This is a genomic window from Methylotenera sp. L2L1 (assembly GCF_000744605.1).
Lineage (GTDB): Bacteria > Pseudomonadota > Gammaproteobacteria > Burkholderiales > Methylophilaceae > Methylotenera.
In genome coordinates, this window is the sequence record NZ_JQMG01000001.1 from 435,180 (window position 1) to 454,088 (window position 18,909).

General features: G+C 45.0%; 20 protein-coding genes. 16 read left to right on the forward strand and 4 right to left on the reverse strand.

All coding sequences use genetic code 11. The features are described 5' to 3' along the window. Positions 1–379: 379 nt before the first annotated feature. From rsxA to FG24_RS02120, 14 genes are all read left to right on the forward strand, one after another. Entirely contained in the window at positions 380–973 is a 594-nt protein-coding gene (gene rsxA, locus FG24_RS02055) for an electron transport complex subunit RsxA (protein ID WP_036300441.1), read from the forward strand. A 159-nt stretch (positions 974–1,132) separates the two neighbouring features. Next, on the forward strand, positions 1,133–1,711 hold the full coding sequence (rsxB, locus tag FG24_RS02060; RefSeq protein ID WP_036300442.1) for an electron transport complex subunit RsxB: 579 nt from the start codon (positions 1,133–1,135) through the stop codon (positions 1,709–1,711). Further along, entirely contained in the window at positions 1,708–3,630 is a 1,923-nt protein-coding gene (rsxC, locus tag FG24_RS02065) for an electron transport complex subunit RsxC (RefSeq protein ID WP_036300444.1), read from the forward strand. The genes rsxB and rsxC overlap by 4 nt, the downstream gene beginning before the upstream one ends. A 37-nt stretch (positions 3,631–3,667) precedes the next feature. Then, positions 3,668–4,687 (forward strand): electron transport complex subunit RsxD, encoded by a 1,020-nt coding sequence (gene rsxD, locus FG24_RS02070; protein ID WP_036300447.1) that lies wholly within the window; start codon positions 3,668–3,670, stop codon positions 4,685–4,687. A gap of 8 nt (positions 4,688–4,695) precedes the next feature. Continuing rightward, positions 4,696–5,358 (forward strand): electron transport complex subunit RsxG, encoded by a 663-nt coding sequence (rsxG, locus tag FG24_RS02075; RefSeq protein ID WP_036300449.1) that lies wholly within the window; start codon positions 4,696–4,698, stop codon positions 5,356–5,358. After that, positions 5,355–6,053 (forward strand): electron transport complex subunit E, encoded by a 699-nt coding sequence (locus tag FG24_RS02080; protein ID WP_036300452.1) that lies wholly within the window; start codon positions 5,355–5,357, stop codon positions 6,051–6,053. The genes rsxG and FG24_RS02080 overlap by 4 nt, the downstream gene beginning before the upstream one ends. Positions 6,054–6,070: 17 nt before the next feature. Continuing rightward, complete coding sequence (gene nth / locus FG24_RS02085; protein ID WP_036300455.1) at positions 6,071–6,736, forward strand: endonuclease III; 666 nt, start codon at positions 6,071–6,073, stop codon at positions 6,734–6,736. Beyond that, entirely contained in the window at positions 6,733–7,812 is a 1,080-nt protein-coding gene (locus FG24_RS02090) for an FIST C-terminal domain-containing protein (RefSeq protein ID WP_036300458.1), read from the forward strand. The genes nth and FG24_RS02090 overlap by 4 nt, the downstream gene beginning before the upstream one ends. Before the next feature lie 7 nt (positions 7,813–7,819). Next, a complete protein-coding gene (locus FG24_RS02095; protein WP_036300460.1) occupies positions 7,820–8,257 on the forward strand; it encodes a DUF1841 family protein in 438 nt (145 codons plus the stop codon). 1 nt (position 8,258) lies between these two features. Further along, positions 8,259–8,816 carry a sigma-70 family RNA polymerase sigma factor gene (locus FG24_RS02100; protein ID WP_036300462.1) on the forward strand — a complete coding sequence of 186 codons (558 nt, stop codon included), beginning with the start codon at positions 8,259–8,261 and terminating at the stop codon, positions 8,814–8,816. Positions 8,817–8,825: 9 nt separating this feature from the next. Next, positions 8,826–9,083, forward strand: coding sequence for a zf-HC2 domain-containing protein (locus FG24_RS02105; protein ID WP_036300464.1), 258 nt, complete (start codon positions 8,826–8,828; stop codon positions 9,081–9,083). Between the two features lie 52 nt (positions 9,084–9,135). Then, positions 9,136–9,462, forward strand: coding sequence for an HvfA family oxazolone/thioamide-modified RiPP metallophore (locus tag FG24_RS02110; protein ID WP_036300466.1), 327 nt, complete (start codon positions 9,136–9,138; stop codon positions 9,460–9,462). A 25-nt stretch (positions 9,463–9,487) separates the two neighbouring features. Further along, entirely contained in the window at positions 9,488–10,390 is a 903-nt protein-coding gene (locus tag FG24_RS02115; protein ID WP_036300468.1) for an HvfB family MNIO-type RiPP peptide maturase, read from the forward strand. Positions 10,391–10,409: 19 nt separating this feature from the next. After that, on the forward strand, positions 10,410–11,174 hold the full coding sequence (locus tag FG24_RS02120; RefSeq protein WP_036300471.1) for an HvfC family RiPP maturation protein: 765 nt from the start codon (positions 10,410–10,412) through the stop codon (positions 11,172–11,174). Between the two features lie 70 nt (positions 11,175–11,244). Here FG24_RS02120 and FG24_RS02125 read toward each other — a convergent pair whose 3' ends face one another. The 4 genes from FG24_RS02125 to FG24_RS02140 form a co-directional block, all read right to left on the reverse strand. After that, positions 11,245–12,015: a toll/interleukin-1 receptor domain-containing protein gene (locus FG24_RS02125; RefSeq protein ID WP_036300473.1), complete on the reverse strand. Its 771-nt coding sequence runs from the start codon at positions 12,013–12,015 to the stop codon at positions 11,245–11,247. A gap of 31 nt (positions 12,016–12,046) precedes the next feature. Continuing rightward, positions 12,047–12,244, reverse strand: coding sequence for a DUF1289 domain-containing protein (locus tag FG24_RS02130; RefSeq protein WP_036300476.1), 198 nt, complete (start codon positions 12,242–12,244; stop codon positions 12,047–12,049). 14 nt (positions 12,245–12,258) lie between these two features. After that, a complete protein-coding gene (secA, locus tag FG24_RS02135) occupies positions 12,259–14,982 on the reverse strand; it encodes a preprotein translocase subunit SecA (RefSeq protein ID WP_036300478.1) in 2,724 nt (907 codons plus the stop codon). A 149-nt stretch (positions 14,983–15,131) separates the two neighbouring features. Then, positions 15,132–16,100: a M23 family metallopeptidase gene (locus tag FG24_RS02140; RefSeq protein WP_036300480.1), complete on the reverse strand. Its 969-nt coding sequence runs from the start codon at positions 16,098–16,100 to the stop codon at positions 15,132–15,134. A gap of 38 nt (positions 16,101–16,138) precedes the next feature. On the opposite strand from FG24_RS02140, the gene FG24_RS02145 reads away from it, so the two are divergent. Together FG24_RS02145 and FG24_RS02150 are read left to right on the forward strand one after the other, a co-directional pair. Continuing rightward, positions 16,139–16,558 (forward strand): DciA family protein, encoded by a 420-nt coding sequence (locus FG24_RS02145; RefSeq protein ID WP_036300482.1) that lies wholly within the window; start codon positions 16,139–16,141, stop codon positions 16,556–16,558. A 213-nt stretch (positions 16,559–16,771) separates the two neighbouring features. Further along, on the forward strand, positions 16,772–18,799 hold the full coding sequence (locus FG24_RS02150; protein WP_036300484.1) for a sodium-translocating pyrophosphatase: 2,028 nt from the start codon (positions 16,772–16,774) through the stop codon (positions 18,797–18,799). Positions 18,800–18,909: the final 110 nt, after the last annotated feature.

Sequence of the window (18,909 nt, forward strand, 5' to 3'; positions counted from 1 at the left end):
TTTCTTTATTTATTACGCACATTTTTGATTTGATGATGAATTGTCAGAAACATTTGTCCACTGTTATTTTAATCTTAAAGTTCAATCTTCATCATTTCAAGTCCGCACGATGCATCGTGAGGCCAAACAGAGATGCATCGCCGTATCGATTCACGCGACACCCTATACTGAAATCATGACAGATTTATTAAAAAACACTCTCATCAACAACCATCATTACACACTGGCCAGCATCGACAACTGCTAGTCAAAAAATGAAGTTAAAACTTATTGATATTTTTATGTATCCAACACATAGCTAGCGTGGCTTTAACTGCTTGCCTCAGTAGCAAACACGGTATAATCTCAGGAACTATCGTTGAAAGCCCATATTTAAAATATGTCCTTTGATTTTCATCACTATATTATGATTTTAGTCGGCACTGTATTTGTAAATAATATCGTGCTGGTGAAAATTCTTGGCTTATGTCCATTCATGGGTGTTTCTAAAAAATTAGAAGCCTCTATCGGCATGGCTGGCGCGACGGCTCTGGTGTTAAGCATTGGCTCTATGACCAGCTGGGGAATTAATTACTACCTGTTAGAACCCAACGGACTATTTTACTTACGCACATTATCTTTTATTGTCATTATTGCCGGTGTAGTGCAGCTCACTGAAATGGTGATGGAAAAGAACTTTCCCACGCTGCATCAAGGCTTAGGTATTTTTCTACCGCTTATCACAACAAACTGTGCAGTCCTAGGTATTCCATTGCTGAACGCGCAGGCAAGCCATAGCTTTTTGGAATCTCTATTTTTTGGACTAGGCGGTGCTCTTGGTTTTTCATTAGTGCTGATTCTATTTGCTTCTATGCGCGAGCGATTAGAGGGTGCAGACGTGCCTGCTGCATTTAAAGGCTCTGCAATTGGGATGATTACTGCGGCGTTAATGAGTTTGGCATTTATGGGGTTTATGGGCTTAGATAAATACTAAACACTTGAATAAACAATCAAGTTTTGTATAAATTTTTGGTGCTAACCCAGCCACATTAATCAGCATGACTAGCCATTAAAATACAAGACAAAATATAAAGACAAAAATAAAAAACAAGTACAAGCCATTTAATTTAATCAATCATCAAAAAATAGCGATATGTTATTAACCTCCATCTACATCATGCTTGGACTGGCTTTAGTGCTCGGCATTTTGTTAGGCATTGCGGCACTACTTTTTAAAGTAGAGGGAGATCCGTTGGTCGCGCGTATTGATGCCATCCTACCCCAAACCCAATGCGGACAATGCGGTTACCCTGGTTGCAAACCTTACGCCACTGCGATTGCTAACGGTGAGGCCGACATTAATCAGTGCCCGCCCGGCGGCGATGCGGGCGTCCATGCACTGGCTGATTTGTTAGGTGTCGAATATAAGCCGCTTAATGCTGAACATGGCGTACCTAAACCAAAATCTGTGGCTTTTATTGATGAAGCCACCTGCATTGGTTGCACTTTATGCATACAGGCATGTCCGGTGGATGCAATTTTAGGGGCAGCTAAACATATGCATACCATTATTGCGTCAGAATGCACTGGTTGCGAATTATGTGTAGCACCGTGCCCGGTTGACTGCATTACGATGGAACCTGTAGCTGAAACACCTGATAACTGGAAATGGAAGTATCCAGTATTTCCAATCAAGGCTTTGCCTGCGAGTCATGGTAAGACATCATCATGAATAGCATCATTCAATTTGCCAGTAAGCTCATGAAAGGCCTCACTTCAGACCATGCAAGTTCAGGCAATGCTAGTGACGTCTATAAGTTTCATGGTGGCGTACACCCAGACGGACACAAACATGAATCAACAACGCGCCCGATTTCACAACTTGCGATTCCGGAAACACTGACCTTACCACTACGCCAACATGTAGGCTACATTCCTAAAATCAAAGTCAACATAGGTGATTATGTTTTAAAAGGAGAGATGATTGCCGAGGCAGAAGGTACGGTGTCCGCTGCCATCCATGCGCCGACGTCAGGTACGATTGCCGCGATTGATGAAGCCGTGATTCCGCACCCCTCTGGCCTGCCAGACATGTGCGTGACAATAACACCCGATGGTAAAGATCAATGGAAGCCATTAACGCCTATTGATTGGAAAAACACAGCCCTCGACGAGCTGATTACTAGTTTACGTTCATCTGGTATCGTAGGTTTAGGTGGTGCCACCTTCCCCACGCACATTAAACTACGTAAAGATGGTGCGTCAGCAATCCATACCTTAATCATTAATGCAGCAGAGTGCGAGCCTTACATCACTTGTGATGACATGCTGATGCGGGAGCGTGCAGATGAAATCATCAAAGGCGTTGAGATAGCACAGCACTTACTTGGTGCGGCTAAAGTGATGATTGGTATTGAAGATAACAAGCCTGACGCCACTAACGCGATGACCTCAGCCAGCCAGGTATTAGCCAATGCAACAGTAAAAACAGTACCAACGCTATACCCTAGTGGCGATGCACGCAGACTCATTCATCTATTATTAGGCGTTGAAGTACCGCACCACAAACGCTCCACTGAGGTGGGAATCCAAGTATTTAACGTGGCAACCGTATTGGCTATTTATCGTTATTTCACATTTGGTGAACCTAGTGTCAGCCGCGTAGTAACAGTAACAGGCAATGTTGAAACTCCTCAGAATTTTGAAGTATTGCTGGGCACCCCCATGCCGTTTTTGATTGCTGCTGCTGGCGGTGCCAAAACAGACACCACACATTTTGTGATGGGTGGCCCGATGATGGGTTTTGACTTACCAAGCATTGATGTGCCGGTCACCAAAGCGGCGAACTGCATCATTGCTGCTAGCCCAAGCTTATTTGCGCCTCCCCCGCCTGCCATGCCCTGCATACGTTGCACACGCTGCGCAGATGCTTGCCCAGTGAACCTGCAACCACAAGAGCTTTATTGGTTTGCTAAGTCAGATAATTTAGAAAAAGCGCGCGATTACCATTTATTTGATTGTATTGAATGCGGCTGCTGCACTTATGTGTGCCCAAGCAATATTCCATTAGTGCAATATTATCGTTATGCAAAAAGTGAGATTATCGCAGCAGATAAAGCACAAGAAGCAGCGGACTTAGCGCGTGAGCGTAATGACTTTAGATTAGCGCGTATAGAACGCGAAAAACTGGAACGTGCGCAAAAACATGCAGAGCGTGCCGCCGGCGCAAAAAATGATAGTGCCAAGGCCGAAAAAACAGATAAAGAAAGACCTGCAAGCAGCACTGAGGCAGATGATGCCAAAAAAGCAGCGATTGCGGCCGCCATAGAACGAGCAAAAGCACTTAAGTTAGCAGCTTCACAGACTAACGCAACAAAGACAAGCAGTGAAGAGAACCTCGAACCAGCACTTACTGAAAACAAACCTGAGCCTTCTGCACCTATCAGTGACGAACAGGCAAAAAAAGACAAGCAAGCATTGATTGCAGCCGCCATTGAGCGTGCCAAGGCTCAAAAGCTAGCAGCGGCTCAAGCAGGGGTTGCGCCAAAAAACACCGACAACCTCAGCCCTAAAGTTAAGGCTAAAATCACTGAGATTGAAACCATACGTGCGAAAGTAAAGCAGATGGTTGAAAATAAAGACACTGACTAATGGCTATACTTACTTTACTGTTATTAGGATAAAACGCTTGAATCGCTCACCATACATTACCGACGCACCTACTGTTAGCGTCATTATGCTAAAAGTATTGATTGCGCTTGTGCCGGGCATTATTGCTTACCTATGGGTCTATGGCGCTGGAGTTTTAGTGTCATTGTCGCTAGCCACAATCACGGCATTGGTGACTGAGGCTGCGATTCTAAAAATCAGGCAACGCCCTATCGCCCCTAGCCTTGCCGATTTAAGTGCGGTTGTCACAGCATGGCTACTGGCGCTGGCACTGCCGCCTCTTGCACCTTGGTGGCTAGTGGTTGTGGGTACATTTTTTGCCATCGCCATCGCCAAACAGCTGTATGGCGGATTAGGCTACAACCCATTTAATCCTGCAATGGTCGGCTATGCAGTGTTACTGATTTCTTTTCCAGTCATCATGACCAAATGGCCTGCGCCGTTGACGCTGGCTGATGCCCCGTTAAATGCGTTAGACCAAGTAAAGTTAATATTCAGCAATAGCTTACCGGCAGGCGTCCAGCTGGATGCGGTAACTTCAGCCACACCCTTAGATTATTTAAAAACACAACTGATGCTTAAACACGAAGTGACAGACATTGCGCAAGCACCTATTTTTGGTCAGTTTGGTGCAACAGGCGGAGAAATAGTCACTGGGAGCTATCTACTGGGTGGTCTATATTTAATGCAGCAACGGATTATTTCCTGGCATCTACCCACTGCATTTATTGGGGCGCTGGCTTTCATTTCCTTAATATTTAACATCATTGACCCTGCTCACTTCGCCAATCCCGCATTCCATCTCATGAGCGGTGCAACCATGCTTTGCGCTTTCTTTATCATTACCGATCCAGTGAGCGGCCCCACTACACCAAGAGGCAAACTCTACTTTGCAGCTGGTGTTGCTGTACTCACTTATTTAATTCGCGTATACGGAGGCTATCCAGACGGCGTTGCCTTTGCAGTATTAATCATGAATATGTGCGTACCGTTGATAGATGCTTACACACAACCACGTGTATTTGGACATAAGCACTAGGAACAACAATGGCAGACACGCTACTTAAACACACAATAAAAACAGCGAGCACGCTCGCTGCATTTACACTAGTGGGCACTGCGATACTGGCTTATATCTTCATGATTACGCGCGCACCGATTGAAGCGAGCGAAGCAGAGGCGCGCTTAGCACTTTTTTCACAAATATTGCCCCATCACGTATACGACAATGATTTATTGAAAACAGAACTGCTGATTCCTCCCAACCAGCTTCTGGGCAATCGAATCGCTAGCAAGGCTAACATCGCTAAATTAGGTAATGAGCCTGTGGGGGTCATTTTAGAAGCAATTGCGCATGACGGTTATGCAGGCGATATTAAATTGCTGATTGCAATTCGTGCTGACGGCTCTATTAGCGGAGTGCGCGTACTAGCGCATAAAGAAACGCCCGGCCTAGGGGATTACATTGATATCGAGCGGGACGACTGGATTACGCAATTCAGCAATGAATCTTTGGCTAAAACCGCTGCCAAAGATTGGGCAGTGGTAAAAGACGGCGGAAAGTTTGAATACATGGCGGGCGCAACCATCACCCCGCGTGCAATTGTAAAAGCCGTTGCTAAAGCACTACAGTTTTTTAATGAGAATAAAGCACGACTATTAGAAAACAACACTGCAGATAACACACTGCAAGGTAAGGATGGAACATGAGCATCTATAAAGAAATCACCCTCAACGGGATTTGGAAACAAAATCCTGGTGTTGTCCAGTTATTAGGCCTATGCCCAACTCTGGCAGTGACCACCTCGGTGGTAAACGGTGTTAGCCTTGGCTTAGCCACTGTATTAGTGATGGCGGCTGCCAATGGTGCTATCTCACCTGTGCGTAAATATGTACCGAATGAAATTCGGGTACCTGTCTTTATTTTGGTGATTGCAGCACTTGTCACCGTCATCGACTTATCTATCAATGCATTTGCACATCCATTACATAAAGTTTTAGGGATTTTCATCCCTTTAATCGTTGTTAATTGTATTGTGCTGGCACGTGTGGAATCATTTGCCGCTAAAAATGCGCCTATACCATCGATTTTAGATGGCTTCATGATGGGCATTGGATTAACGTTAGTATTGGCATTACTCAGTGGAATGCGTGAGCTTGTAGGCAAAGGGACCTTATTTTCCGGTTTAGATTTAGTGTTTGGTCCGTCAGCCAAGCAATTTGTGCTGACAGTTATTCCTGATTACCATGGATTTTTACTGGCGGTGCTTCCACCGGGAGCTTTTTTAGGCTTGGGCATGCTCATTGCGGCTCGTAACTGGATTGATATCAGAAATAAAGCAAAAGACAGTACACGTGAAGGTCATGCGACAACATCTGAACTTCAACCTGCGCTTAACGCTTAGTCTGTCAGGCGCACCCTATGAATGCAGAAAAACGCTTAGAGATTTTTAAACGCCTACAGATAGCGATTCCTAACCCCGCAACAGAGTTGAACTACAGTAGTCACTTTGAGCTGCTGATTGCCGTAATGCTCTCAGCCCAAGCGACCGACAAAAGTGTTAATCTCGCGACCGACAAACTTTTTGCTGTCGCTAACACACCAGAAAGCATTTTGGCACTTGGGTTAATCAACCTAGAAAGTTACATTAAAACCATCGGTCTGTATCACGCTAAAGCCAAGAACGTTTTAGCCACCTGTCAGATACTGATCAACCAACATCAATCTCAAGTGCCGCATTCCCGTGTTGCTTTAGAGGCATTGCCGGGCGTTGGCCGCAAAACAGCTAATGTCGTTTTAAATACGGCATTTGGCGAACCCACCATTGCAGTGGATACACATTTATTTAGGCTAGGTAACCGCATCAAGCTGGCTACAGGCAAAACTGTTCTAGACGTCGAAAAGAAATACATTAAAACGATTCCAGCAGAATTCATGCAGGATGCGCATCACCTGCTTATTCTGCATGGCCGTTACGTATGCACTGCGCGCAAACCAAAATGTGCCGAATGCTGCATAGAAGACCTATGTGAATATCAGGCAAAAGAGTATCACTTGCCACACACCGCAGAGCCCGCAAAAAGATGAAAGTCGCTACCAGCATTGTACTAGGCCGCCAAGCGTTACCAGCCTTGGCTAGTCAGGCTGTTAACAATGCAATGGGCAAAGCCGGCATCAGCACGGCAAATGGCGTGTTGCTGTTGCTAACCTCAGAATTTGCGAGCAACCCCCAAGCCGCCATTATGGCTGCGGCAAAAGCGGCTGGCTGTACGCAAGTGACTGGCTGCTCAGCTACCGGTATTTTTACTGAAGAAGACTGGGTACTTGATACGCCCGCTGCTGCTGCCATGGTGTTTGGGGGTGACATACAGTTAGCACTGGCTCAGCATAACGATGCCGGACAGCCGCTCCTTACCATGGCTGCCCCCAGCGCGATTAACAGCACATGGCTCAATCATCATATCCGTTATGGCGGGATATCTGGCGACGCAACAGGGCATGGCCCATTCTCCGTATGGCAAAATGCAAAAGGTGATGTAAAAGGCCACATCGAGATGTTTCTATCTGGCGTTAAAATGGCCACAAAAGCCTCTCACGGCTTAATGTTACTCAGCCAGCCCAAGCAAGTGCATGCAAGCAAGCAGTTTGACCTAGAAATATTAGGTAAACAAAAAGCGCTAAGAACATTACAAAAAGCTTGGAAGCATCATCACAAAACCGAAGAGCCATTTCCACTGCATTTATTGATGGCAGTTTATGCCGATAGTGCAGAGGCAATTTCTGAGGGAAAATACCACCAAACCTCCATCATTAGCTGTGATGAGAAAAATGGTAGCATTACGCTAGCACACGCCCTGCCTGTTGGTCATTATGTAAGCTGGGCACTACGCGATGCAAACACGGCTGAAACCGACATGGCACTAACAGCAGATACGCTGACAACAGAATTAGGCAGCACACCAGACTTTGGCTTGTTATTCTCTTGTCTAGGCCGAGGCCCATATCTGTATAACGGAGAAGATCTCGACCTTAGAGTCATTACGCAGCGGTTTCCAAATATGCCATTATTAGGCTTTTATGGTAACGGCGAGATTACCTGCATCGACGGGCAGAACCAACTACTGCCATACTCTACCGTTCTTTCATTATTTTCGGCGCTATAGGTATCTTATGAGTTTATACAACCCCAGCCGCGACCAGGCCAGACAGTTTTTGTTTGACGCGTGGGCTAAATTTAAACAGCACGCCCCACTTTCTGACTTAGAAAAAATCGCAGTTGAAGTCATGCAAATGCATCCTGAGTATCACACCATACTAGATGCGCCTGAACGCTATATGCAACAGCAATACTTTCCAGAACAAGGGGAAACAAACCCATTTCTGCATTTGAGCTTACACTTATCAGTCATTGAGCAAATATCGATTAACCAGCCAATTGGCATTAGCGAGATTTATGAAAAGTTAAAACTGAAACATGGTGATCAGCACATGGCACAACACGATATATTGGAATGCCTCGCGGAAACTATTTGGCAATCTCAACGCAACAACACACCGCTGGACTCAGCACACTACTTGGGTCTTTTACAACAAAAGGCGGCGACTTAATATGAGCAGCAATGTCAACGATTGGCTCAACGACCATGGTGACTACTTATATCGGTTTGCCCTAGCGCGTTTAAAAGATACCCACCAAGCAGAAGACGCTGTGCAGGAAACGATGTTGGCAGCCATCAAGAACAATAGCTTTGAAGGTGATTCATCGATACGCACATGGCTCACCGGCATACTCAAACATAAAATCATTGATATTCAGCGCAAACTCATACGCGAACAGCCCATCTCTGACATTATCGACTTAGATGCGTCTGATGAAAGCATGGACGACTTCTTTGATAAAACTGGCCATTGGCTAGATAAACCGCAATCCTTTGACATGCCCGACCATGCGTTAGAACAAAGTCAATTTCTAAGCGTATTGGATGCATGCATGCAAAAGCTACCTAAGAAGCTGAAAGCTATTTTCATGTTACGCGACGTGCATGAAATGGAGAATGAAAATATTTGTAAGGAGCTGGATATTACCCCGACCAATGCTTGGGTAATGTTATATAGAGCTAGGATGGGATTAAGAAAATGTTTAGAGATGAATTGGGTTAAAGGTTAGGTTTATCATATGCTTACCTGCAAACAAGCCAGTCAACTTATCTCTCAGTCTTTAGACCGTCCTTTGTCTTGGTATGAACTTATGCAACTCAGACTGCATCTTATGATGTGCGGTGCATGCAATCGATTCAGGAAGCAGCTGAATTTATTATTGATTGGGCTGCGTAAGATTAGAACTAACATAGAAAATAATAGCGCTATACATCTCCCATTAGATGCAAAAGCGAGAATCGTTGAAAAGGTAAGGTCTGATCAACAGTCTCAGTAACGTTCGTTGGTTGAAACACAGTTGGTAATTATTTAATCTAAAGGAAACGATAATGAACAAAACACACAAAACACTTTCTCTTGCTATTGGTAGCGCACTAGCCCTTTCTGTTGCAGCTACCACAGTCAATGCGGCAGAAAATCCGTTTGCATTAAAATCACTCGCAAGCGGCTACCAAGTTGCTGACGCGCATGATGCAAAAGCAGCCGATGGCAAATGCGGTACTGGCAAATGTGGCACCGAGGAAAAAGCTAAAGCAATGAAAATGAAAGACGGCAAATGCGGCACCGGCAAGTGTGGTAGCGCAGAAAAAGTGAAAGAAGGCTCCTGTGGTGGTGAAAAAGCTAAAGAAGGTTCATGTGGTGGTGAAAAGAAATAAGCACCGCTAAATCTGAATATTGCGAATGCTCAATCGTAGTCAAATTCATGGCGCTGGTCTGGGGTTAAAGCGAGAGCTGATACCCCAGATTCAATCCCTTTATCATCAAACATTAATCTCTAATATCCAATTTATTGAAATAGCACCAGAAAACTGGATTGAAGCTGGCAACAAAGCAACCAAGCAGTTAGATTGGTTTGCGGCACGCTACCCTATCGTATGTCACGGCCTGTGTTTATCCCTAGGTGGCATCAGCCCGCTGAATATTAATTTTTTACATCAGGTTAAGCAGTTCCTAGACCACTACAACATCGACATTTACACTGAACACTTAAGTTATTGCACGGATGCCTACCAAGGTAAGCAGGGTTATTTATATGACCTGTTACCCATCCCGTTTACCGAAGAAGCGGTACACTACGTTGCAAAACGCATCCGTCAAACGCAAGAGATACTTGGTCGCCGCATTGGCATAGAGAACGCCTCGTTCTATGCTGCCGCCCCCATCTCAGAAATGAGCGAACTGACTTTTCTTAACGCAGTATTAAGCGAAGCTGATTGTCTTTTACACTTAGACATTAACAACATTTACGTTAACAGCGTGAACTTCAACTTTGACCCGCTTTCATTCCTGCGCGAAATACCGCAGGAACGTATTGTGTATAGCCATATCGCAGGGCATTATCAACAATCACCAGATTTACTCATTGATACACATGGCGAAAATGTCATCGACCCAGTTTGGGCGCTACTTGAAAATGCCTATGATTTATTTGGCGTGTTTCCTACACTATTGGAACGCGACAGCAACATTCCTGCCTTAGAGGTATTGATGAAAGAAGTAGACAAGATTGCAGACTTACAACATCAGGCCATTAAAGGCACAGTCAGAGCTAACCCGCAAACATTAGCACAGCTTACACTTTGAATGTGATTGGCACCTTGCAATGACAGATAATCTACTAAACTTCCAATGCTATCAGCAAGCCTTCACCGCACGCATACGTGACCCACGACATCAGCCGATTCCTGCTGGCGTGGCACCCGAGCGCATGGCGGTGTATGACGAAATTGTATTCAACAACCTGTTTGAGTCTGTTTCTGCATGCTTTCCTGTTGCACGCAAAACAGTTGGCAAACGCATTTGGTTAACACTAGTACAAACTTTTTTGAAAGATTACGCCGCAGATACTCCACTCTTTCGCAAGATTCCACAAGAGTTTTTAAGCTTTTTGAAACAGAAAAACCTGACTTCATTTAAGCCACCTCCTGTTTACTTAGAGGCACTATGCCATTACGAATGGATAGAACTGTATCTCAGTACTTTACCGAACATGGTAGACGAGGCTATCAATATAGATTCAAATGGCGACCTAGCTAAGCACAAGATTGTATTTACCAATGCCATGCAACTATTGGAATATGATTATGCGGTGCACAAGATTTCTCCAAAGCACAAACCTAATGCTAAAGAGCCTACGCAGCTGTTAGTGTATCGAAACATCGAGGACGATATTAAATTTATAGAACTAAACCCGATAACATTTAGATTACTGACATTATGTCAGCAAGAAGGCATGGTAGCAGAGCAAGCGCTTAAACTGCTTGCAGAGGAGTTAAAGCATCCCCAACCACAACTCATCATACAATTTGGATTGGGGATTTTAGAAGACTTAAGGGATCAAGGGGTGATTCTTGGTACAAAACTTTAATCAGAAAGCCAGCTCGAAGGTTTGAATTAAGGAACACCGTTAGACGTCCCACTTGAATGATGGGTTAGCCCTAGGGTACAGACAGGATGCTTTCATACGCACTTAGCATTGCATGAACTTCGGGCCACTTGTTATCAAGTGTGAGTAAAGCTTCAAGAGGATGAGCTCCCTTTCGTTCGGACTTTGCTATTGCCCATAATAGGTAATCAAGAGTTACTGGAGTGTTTCCAACCTCGAACGCATGCGTGAAATTGATTGGTGCATGAAATGGAAACTTTTTATTTGCAGCAGCAATTGTATCAATAAGCTTTTCACTTTTGCCTCGAAGAGCAAGCGTTTCGTGTACATGCAATGCTGCCTCATGCTCTGTGACAGCGGCTTTAGCTGCACTAAGTTGAGCTCTTAATTGGGTGAGTTCATCAATAGGTGGACTTAATGAAGCTGCTGTCGAGCCAAGCTTACGAAGCAGCAACTCAAACACCTCATCGTAGTGCGACATGTCAGTGAAGTCACCATAGAACTTGCCTTTTAGAAAACCAGGAAGTTCTACGTACTCAACCAATAGAGGCAATACCACAATCCGGTTTTCTTCAATTTCTCTATTTGATGCAATATCGAGCTCACGTGTTACCCACTTACTGGTAACAGAAGCTGCAGTGATTATTGCTGCGACAAAATCGACTTGATCGAGACCCTCACGAATTTTCTCGATCAGTGAGTCACCTATGTTAATTTCAGCCTCATCTATCCATACGGCGTGCCCTGCTTTGCGGAGATCAGCGGCAAGTCGTCTAGCAAACGGCTTGTCTGCATGGGAGTGACTGAGAAATATGGTGCTCAATTATGATATCTCATGAAAGGGCTAACTCTACTTAGTCATCAAAACTAACTGTCTCACTTTGTCGCGTTTCAATCACTGATAGCAGGTTTTTTTGTTCGGTTGGCGCCATGTTCCACCAACCTTTAATTTCTTCTCTCGTGCGATAACAGCCATGGCAAAAACCTGTCGCATCATCGATGCTACATACCCCAATACAAGGGGATTGAATTTCTTCTGTATTTTCTGACATGTCTAACCCTATTCTTAACTTAATACGCCGTGGCACTGTTTGTATTTTTTGCCAGATCCGCAAGGGCATGGGTCATTACGCCCCACTTTAACGCCATCACGCACATTCGGCTGCTGCGATGCTTCAGCATCATCTGTAGGCACTTCAGTAGCAAGTGCTTCATGATAATCTGCGTGCTGATACTGTACATTCTCAACTTCGACTGGTTTTTCTACTGCCTCTACATCAGCCTCAGTTTTCACCTGTACCAACATAGTGACTTTAGTGACTTCTGATTTAATGGTATTTAACAAACCTTCAAACAGCTCAAATGCCTCGCGTTTGTATTCTTGCTTAGGGTTCTTTTGCGCATAAGAGCGTAAATGAATCCCTTGGCGCAGATGATCTAACGCGGCTAAATGCTCACGCCAGTGGTTATCCAAGCTTTGCAACATCACTGAGCGCTCAAACTGGCGTAAGATATCTGGGCTAGCAAGCTCTTCTTTTGCTTGGTAAGCCTCATTTGCCGCGGCAAATATACGCTCACGCAATGTTTCCTCATGTAGGTCTGGGTTTTCTTCCAGCATTTTTTGCAATGCTATCTCTAAACCAAGATCAGCTTTTAACTCACGCTCCAACGCAGGCACATCCCATAGCTCTTCAACGCTATCTGGTGGAATGTGGGTAGAAATCGTCGCGGCAAGCACATCTTCACGCATCGCTTTAATCGTATCACCGACATCAACCGCTTCAAGCAATTCGTTACGTTGCTCATAAATCACTTTACGCTGGTCGTTAGACACATCATCAAATTCAAGTAATTGCTTACGAATATCAAAGTTACGGCCTTCAACCTTACGTTGTGCATTTTCAATCGCACGCGTGACCCATGGGTGCTCAATCGCCTCACCATCTGGCATATTAAGTTTACCCATAATCGCTGAAACGCGGTCTGAGGCGAAAATTCTTAACAATTGGTCTTCTAAAGATAAATAGAAGCGGCTAGAACCTGCATCACCTTGACGACCTGAACGACCACGTAACTGATTGTCGACGCGGCGTGATTCATGACGCTCTGTACCTACAATATGTAAACCACCTGAAGCTAACACAGCATCATGCACCACTTGCCAAGCAGCTTTGATTTCACCCACTTTGCTCGCTTTTTGTGCATCAGATAATGTTTCATCTGCATGGATTGCTGAAATTTCAGGCTCAGGATTACCGCCCAACACAATATCCGTACCACGACCAGCCATATTGGTCGCGATGGTAATCACGCCTGGACGACCAGCCTGCACAATAATGTGTGCCTCGCGCTCATGCTGCTTCGCATTCAATACCTGATGTTCTAGCTTCGCCTCGGTCAACAAATTAGAAATCAACTCTGAGTTCTCAATTGACGTGGTACCCACCAACACTGGTTGTCCGCGACTTTGGCAATCTTTAATATCTAAAATCACTGCCTCGTATTTTTCGCGAGACGTTCTATACACCTTATCCATTGCATCTTTACGTTGCATTGGACGATGTGTTGGGATGACAACGGTTTCTAAACCGTAAATTTGGTTAAACTCATAAGCTTCAGTATCTGCGGTACCTGTCATACCAGACAGTTTGTTGTACATACGGAAGTAGTTTTGGAAAGTAATTGAAGCCAACGTCTGATTTTCTTTTTGAATCTCAACGCCTTCTTTGGCCTCTACTGCTTGGTGCAAACCATCAGACCAACGGCGGCCAGACATCATACGGCCAGTGAACTCATCCACAATCACGATTTCACCGTCACGCACCACATAGTGTTGGTCACGATGGTAAAGGTTACGCGCACGTAGTGAAGCGTATAAATGATGCACTAACGTGATGTTAGAAGCCTCATACAAACTTGAGCCCTCAGCCAACAAACCAGCCTCAGCCAATATCGCCTCAGCGTGCTCATGGCCTTGCTCAGACATCACTACATTCTGTGCTTTTTCATCTACCCAGAAGTCACCTTCGCCCTCTTCTTCTGTTTGTGGAATCAGTTTGGCAGCAACATCGTTGATTTGTTTATACAAGGCAACACTGTCATCCGCCTGGCCTGAAATAATCAACGGTGTACGCGCTTCATCGATCAAAATCGAATCCACCTCATCAATCAACGCATAATTCAAACCACGTTGTACGCGCTCTTCACGGCTGTACACCATGTTGTCGCGCAGGTAGTCAAAACCGAACTCATTATTAGTACCGTAAGTAATGTCTGCGGCATAAGCATCACGCTTTGCATCATGCGGCATCTGCGATAAATTAATACCGATTGATAAGCCTAAAAAGTTATATAGCTTACCCATCCATTCCGCATCGCGTTTTGCAAGGTAATCATTCACAGTAATGACGTGTACGCCCTTACCTGTGATAGCGTTTAGGTAGGTAGGCAAGGTCGCCACCAAGGTTTTACCCTCACCCGTACGCATCTCTGAGATTTTTCCTGCATTCAGCACCATGCCGCCGATGAGCTGCACATCAAAGTGACGCATGCCCAAGGCACGGCGCCCACCTTCGCGCACGACAGCAAACGCTTCTGGAAGAAGCTTCTCTAAAGACTCGCCATTGGTATAACGTTGCTTAAACTCTTCTGTTTTCGCGCGTAGCTCATCATCACTTAATGCCTGCATCACCGGCTCTAATGCATTAATTTGCTCTACTTTCTGTGCATATTGCTTAACCAGCCTATCGTTACGGCTACCGAATAATTTTTTGAACAACGTAGATATCATGAAATGAAAGACTTTCCGCTAGAGGATAAACAACTTTAATTGAGTAATAATTGAAATTAAGAGTGTGATTGTAAACTTGAAATGGCTGCGAGGTAATAAGTCATAAAGAATTTAATGGGGTTTATTTTTATTATTTCAAGGGCTCATCATTAGCGCGATGCACTAAGATATTTTCTTGGGTCCAGAGGGTTACCGTTTAATCTGATTTCATAATGCAAATGTGGCCCTGTAGATCGACCGGTACTACCAACTTCTGCAATCTTTTGCCCTTTTGCCACGCGCTGACCCACTTTAACCAACAATGTTGACGCGTGTGCATAACGTGTTTCTAGGCCAGACCCGTGATCAATCTTAACGATTTTACCATAATCAGGCGTTTGCTCTGACGTTGATACAATGCCGCCCGCTGCCGCGTAAATCGCAGTCCCTGTGGACGCAGTAAAGTCTAATCCTTCATGAAACGCCCGATGCCCATTAAAAGGATCCAGCCGCCAGCCAAAACTAGAGGAATTAAACGCAGCATCCACCGGGCTACTATTAGGCAACGTGTTTTTTAACACACTCTGTTGTAGCAGTTTTGCTTCTATCTCACTTAAATATTCTGTTTTAAACTCAATTTGTGCCATTAAATCGGCAATCTGATTTTGTAGCTCAACCTCAGTCAGCGGTGCACTTTGCACCAATGGCCCACCCTGATTGGCACCTGTTGTCACATTAAGGATAGGCGCAGCGAGTGCAGGCTCTAGGCTTGATGTTGGGCCATAATTTGGCTTAGGCGTTGTGGAAGGCTCTGCCTTGTTATTTCGGATGTTCTTTTTGTCGCCAGCAAGCTTGGCTAAGCGCTCACTTTGCGCATCTAAGCGCATCATGCGTGCTTGCATTTCGCCCAACTGCACTGCATAGGCATCAAGATGCTTTTGTGGGTTGTTAAAAGAAAAACGCAAATGATGTGGGATCAATGACTTAACACCCTTTTGCGGCGCTGACTCCTGTGGCACAATGAACATAAGCACAGTGAGCACTGGCAACATTACCAGTGCAAACACGATCATACCGACTTGCAGTATTGAGAGCGTTCTGGCTTTTGCCATATTATTTGAGACCAAAATGATATTCATACTACCCCTAATCCCTGCAAGCACTTTACAATCGCACTATGCAAAGATTTAATACATTACTTAAGCAACCCGAGTTAAATGAGCTCAATCAACGAACTCTGGAATCACAGGCGGCCCAAAAACTTTGGGCGGAAATCGCACCTGAGAACATGGCACAATTTAGCCATATCAGCAGCATCAAGAACAATCAATTCACAGTATATGCAAACAACAACGCGGTTGCTGCAAAAATTAAACTTTTAATCCCTAGCTTATTGATTAGGCTAGAAAAGCAAGGGTACGAAGTTACTGCAATTCGGGTAAAAGTGCAAGCAAAATCTAGCCCGCTCCCTGTCCCTAAATCCACAAAATCGCTCAGCCCCGAGGCCATTAATCAGCTACATAAACTAGAGGTGAAACTCTCTGGTACAACGCTGGGCGACTCATTAGCTAAATTACTCAAAAACGCAGGCAAGTAGCTTGTTCTTATCAAGATAGAAGTTATCGGCTAGCGCTATTGTTCGCCTAGCCTAATAATGCAATAATGAGGTTAAGTTACAATTTATTTACAAATTTCAAGGAGCATTAAACCTCAACTTAAGCTTTACCTGCAACAGATGTTTAGCACTTGGTTTCGTTTTCACACTAGTTTTATTTTGTAGTTTTAATAAAAATTTAGATAGGGAGAAGTCATGTCAGTCGAACTAATGATTGCCATAGGCGCCGCGATATTGGCGGTACTGTATGGTGCAGTAATGAGTAAGTGGATTTCAGGTTTACCAGCAGGCAATGCACGTATGCAAGAAATTGCAAGTGCAATTCAACAAGGGGCTGCCGCATACTTGGCCCGTCAATACAAAACCATCACCATCGTTGGCGTAATACTAGCCATTTTAATCGGTACGTTTCTAAACCTCCCCACGGCGATTGGCTTCGTTTTAGGTGCAGTGCTATCTGGCGCGTGTGGCTTTATTGGCATGAACGTTTCTGTGAAGGCAAACGTCCGCACCGCCCAAGCTGCCACCAAAGGCATTGCTCCCGCACTTGATGTGGCTTTTAAAGGCGGTGCGATTACAGGCATGCTAGTTGTAGGTTTAGGCTTATTAGGTGTGACGAGCTTTTACGCCTATTTAGGTGGTGAAAATGCAACCGACTTAGATCCTTTGATTGGCCTTGCATTTGGCTCATCTCTTATTTCCATATTTGCGCGTTTAGGTGGCGGTATTTTTACTAAAGGCGCCGATGTAGGCGCTGACCTAGTAGGCAAAGTTGAGGCTGGCATCCCAGAAGATGACCCACGCAACCCGGCCGTCATTGCAGACAATGTAGGCGATAACGTGGGTGACTGTGCCGGCATGGCAGCAGACTTATTTGAAACCTACGCAGTGACGATTATTGCGACGATGGTATTAGGTAGCTTACTCATTACTACTGAGGGTGCAAGCGGTGTGCTTTACCCGCTTATGTTAGGCGCCGTTTCTATTGTTGCCTCTATCATTGGTTGCTTCTTTGTGAAAGCATCTCCGGGCATGAAAAACGTAATGCCTGCCTTATACAAAGGACTAGCTGTTGCAGGCCTGCTATCTTTAGGCGCATTTTACTTTGTAACGACTAAGATGTTCCCTAATGGGTTAACTGCAGGTGACTTAGTTATTTCTGCCAACCAACTATTTGGCGCATGCGCGGTAGGCTTGGTGTTAACCGCAGCCTTGGTTTGGATTACAGAATATTACACAGGTACAGACTACGCACCAGTAAGACACGTGGCACAAGCTTCCACCACTGGACACGCGACTAACATTATTGCAGGTATTGGCATTTCCATGAAGTCTACCGCTTGGCCAGTGATATCAGTCTGTATTGCCATTTGGTCTGCGTATCATTTAGGTGGCCTATACGGCATTGCGATTGCGGCAACTTCGATGTTGAGTATGGCAGGTATCGTCGTGGCTTTAGATGCTTATGGCCCGATTACTGACAACGCAGGTGGCATTGCTGAAATGGCAGAGTTACCAAGCAGCGTGCGAGAAGTCACCGACCCATTGGACGCTGTTGGCAACACGACTAAAGCAGTCACTAAAGGATATGCGATTGGCTCAGCGGGTTTAGCCGCTTTAGTGTTATTTGCAGACTACACGCACAAACTTGAAGGTGCGGGTATTGATGTTAAGTTTGATTTAAGTGACCCAATGGTAATTATTGGCTTATTTATTGGCGGCTTAATTCCATTTTTATTCGCTGCCATGGCAATGGAAGCAGTTGGCCGTGCCGCTGGTGCAGTGGTTGAAGAAGTTCGCCGTCAGTTCCGTGATATCAAAGGCATTATGGAGGGCACAGCAAAACCAGAGTACGGCAAAGCGGTGGATATGCTCACTACCGCGGCCATTAAAGAAATGATGATTCCATCACTCTTACCAGTGGCAGCACCTGTTGCCGTTGGCCTGCTATTAGGCCCGGTAGCACTTGGCGGCCTGTTGATGGGGACGATTGTCACAGGGCTATTTGTCGCTATCTCAATGTGTACCGGCGGCGGCGCTTGGGATAACGCTAAGAAATACATCGAAGATGGCAACCACGGCGGCAAAGGGTCTGATGCGCATAAAGCCGCGGTGACTGGCGACACGGTGGGTGACCCGTACAAAGATACTGCCGGCCCTGCGGTAAACCCGCTCATTAAAATTATTAATATTGTAGCTTTACTGATAGTACCACTACTGTAAGTGCCATTATTATAAGCACTTACTCACAAAAGGCGACTTAGGTCGCCTTTTTGCATCGTTAAATTAAACCTCATCATTCAATCATATTTTTATGATGATTAAGAACCGCT

Excerpts from the sequence above, each read along its gene's own strand:
- rsxA (WP_036300441.1), top strand. The coding sequence starts at position 380 with ATGTCCTTTGATTTTCATCACTATATTATGATTTTAGTCGGCACTGTA.
- FG24_RS02090 (WP_036300458.1), top strand. The coding sequence starts at position 6,733 with ATGAAAGTCGCTACCAGCATTGTACTAGGCCGCCAAGCGTTACCAGCC.
- FG24_RS02120 (WP_036300471.1), top strand. The coding sequence starts at position 10,410 with ATGACAGATAATCTACTAAACTTCCAATGCTATCAGCAAGCCTTCACC.
- FG24_RS02110 (WP_036300466.1), top strand. The coding sequence starts at position 9,136 with ATGAACAAAACACACAAAACACTTTCTCTTGCTATTGGTAGCGCACTA.
- rsxC (WP_036300444.1), top strand. The coding sequence starts at position 1,708 with ATGAATAGCATCATTCAATTTGCCAGTAAGCTCATGAAAGGCCTCACT.
- FG24_RS02140 (WP_036300480.1), bottom strand. The coding sequence starts at position 16,100 with ATGAATATCATTTTGGTCTCAAATAATATGGCAAAAGCCAGAACGCTC.
- FG24_RS02105 (WP_036300464.1), top strand. The coding sequence starts at position 8,826 with ATGCTTACCTGCAAACAAGCCAGTCAACTTATCTCTCAGTCTTTAGAC.
- FG24_RS02115 (WP_036300468.1), top strand. The coding sequence starts at position 9,488 with ATGCTCAATCGTAGTCAAATTCATGGCGCTGGTCTGGGGTTAAAGCGA.
- FG24_RS02130 (WP_036300476.1), bottom strand. The coding sequence starts at position 12,244 with ATGTCAGAAAATACAGAAGAAATTCAATCCCCTTGTATTGGGGTATGT.
- nth (WP_036300455.1), top strand. The coding sequence starts at position 6,071 with ATGAATGCAGAAAAACGCTTAGAGATTTTTAAACGCCTACAGATAGCG.
- rsxB (WP_036300442.1), top strand. The coding sequence starts at position 1,133 with ATGTTATTAACCTCCATCTACATCATGCTTGGACTGGCTTTAGTGCTC.
- FG24_RS02145 (WP_036300482.1), top strand. The coding sequence starts at position 16,139 with ATGCAAAGATTTAATACATTACTTAAGCAACCCGAGTTAAATGAGCTC.
- secA (WP_036300478.1), bottom strand. The coding sequence starts at position 14,982 with ATGATATCTACGTTGTTCAAAAAATTATTCGGTAGCCGTAACGATAGG.
- FG24_RS02095 (WP_036300460.1), top strand. The coding sequence starts at position 7,820 with ATGAGTTTATACAACCCCAGCCGCGACCAGGCCAGACAGTTTTTGTTT.
- FG24_RS02100 (WP_036300462.1), top strand. The coding sequence starts at position 8,259 with ATGAGCAGCAATGTCAACGATTGGCTCAACGACCATGGTGACTACTTA.
- FG24_RS02150 (WP_036300484.1), top strand. The coding sequence starts at position 16,772 with ATGTCAGTCGAACTAATGATTGCCATAGGCGCCGCGATATTGGCGGTA.
- rsxG (WP_036300449.1), top strand. The coding sequence starts at position 4,696 with ATGGCAGACACGCTACTTAAACACACAATAAAAACAGCGAGCACGCTC.
- FG24_RS02080 (WP_036300452.1), top strand. The coding sequence starts at position 5,355 with ATGAGCATCTATAAAGAAATCACCCTCAACGGGATTTGGAAACAAAAT.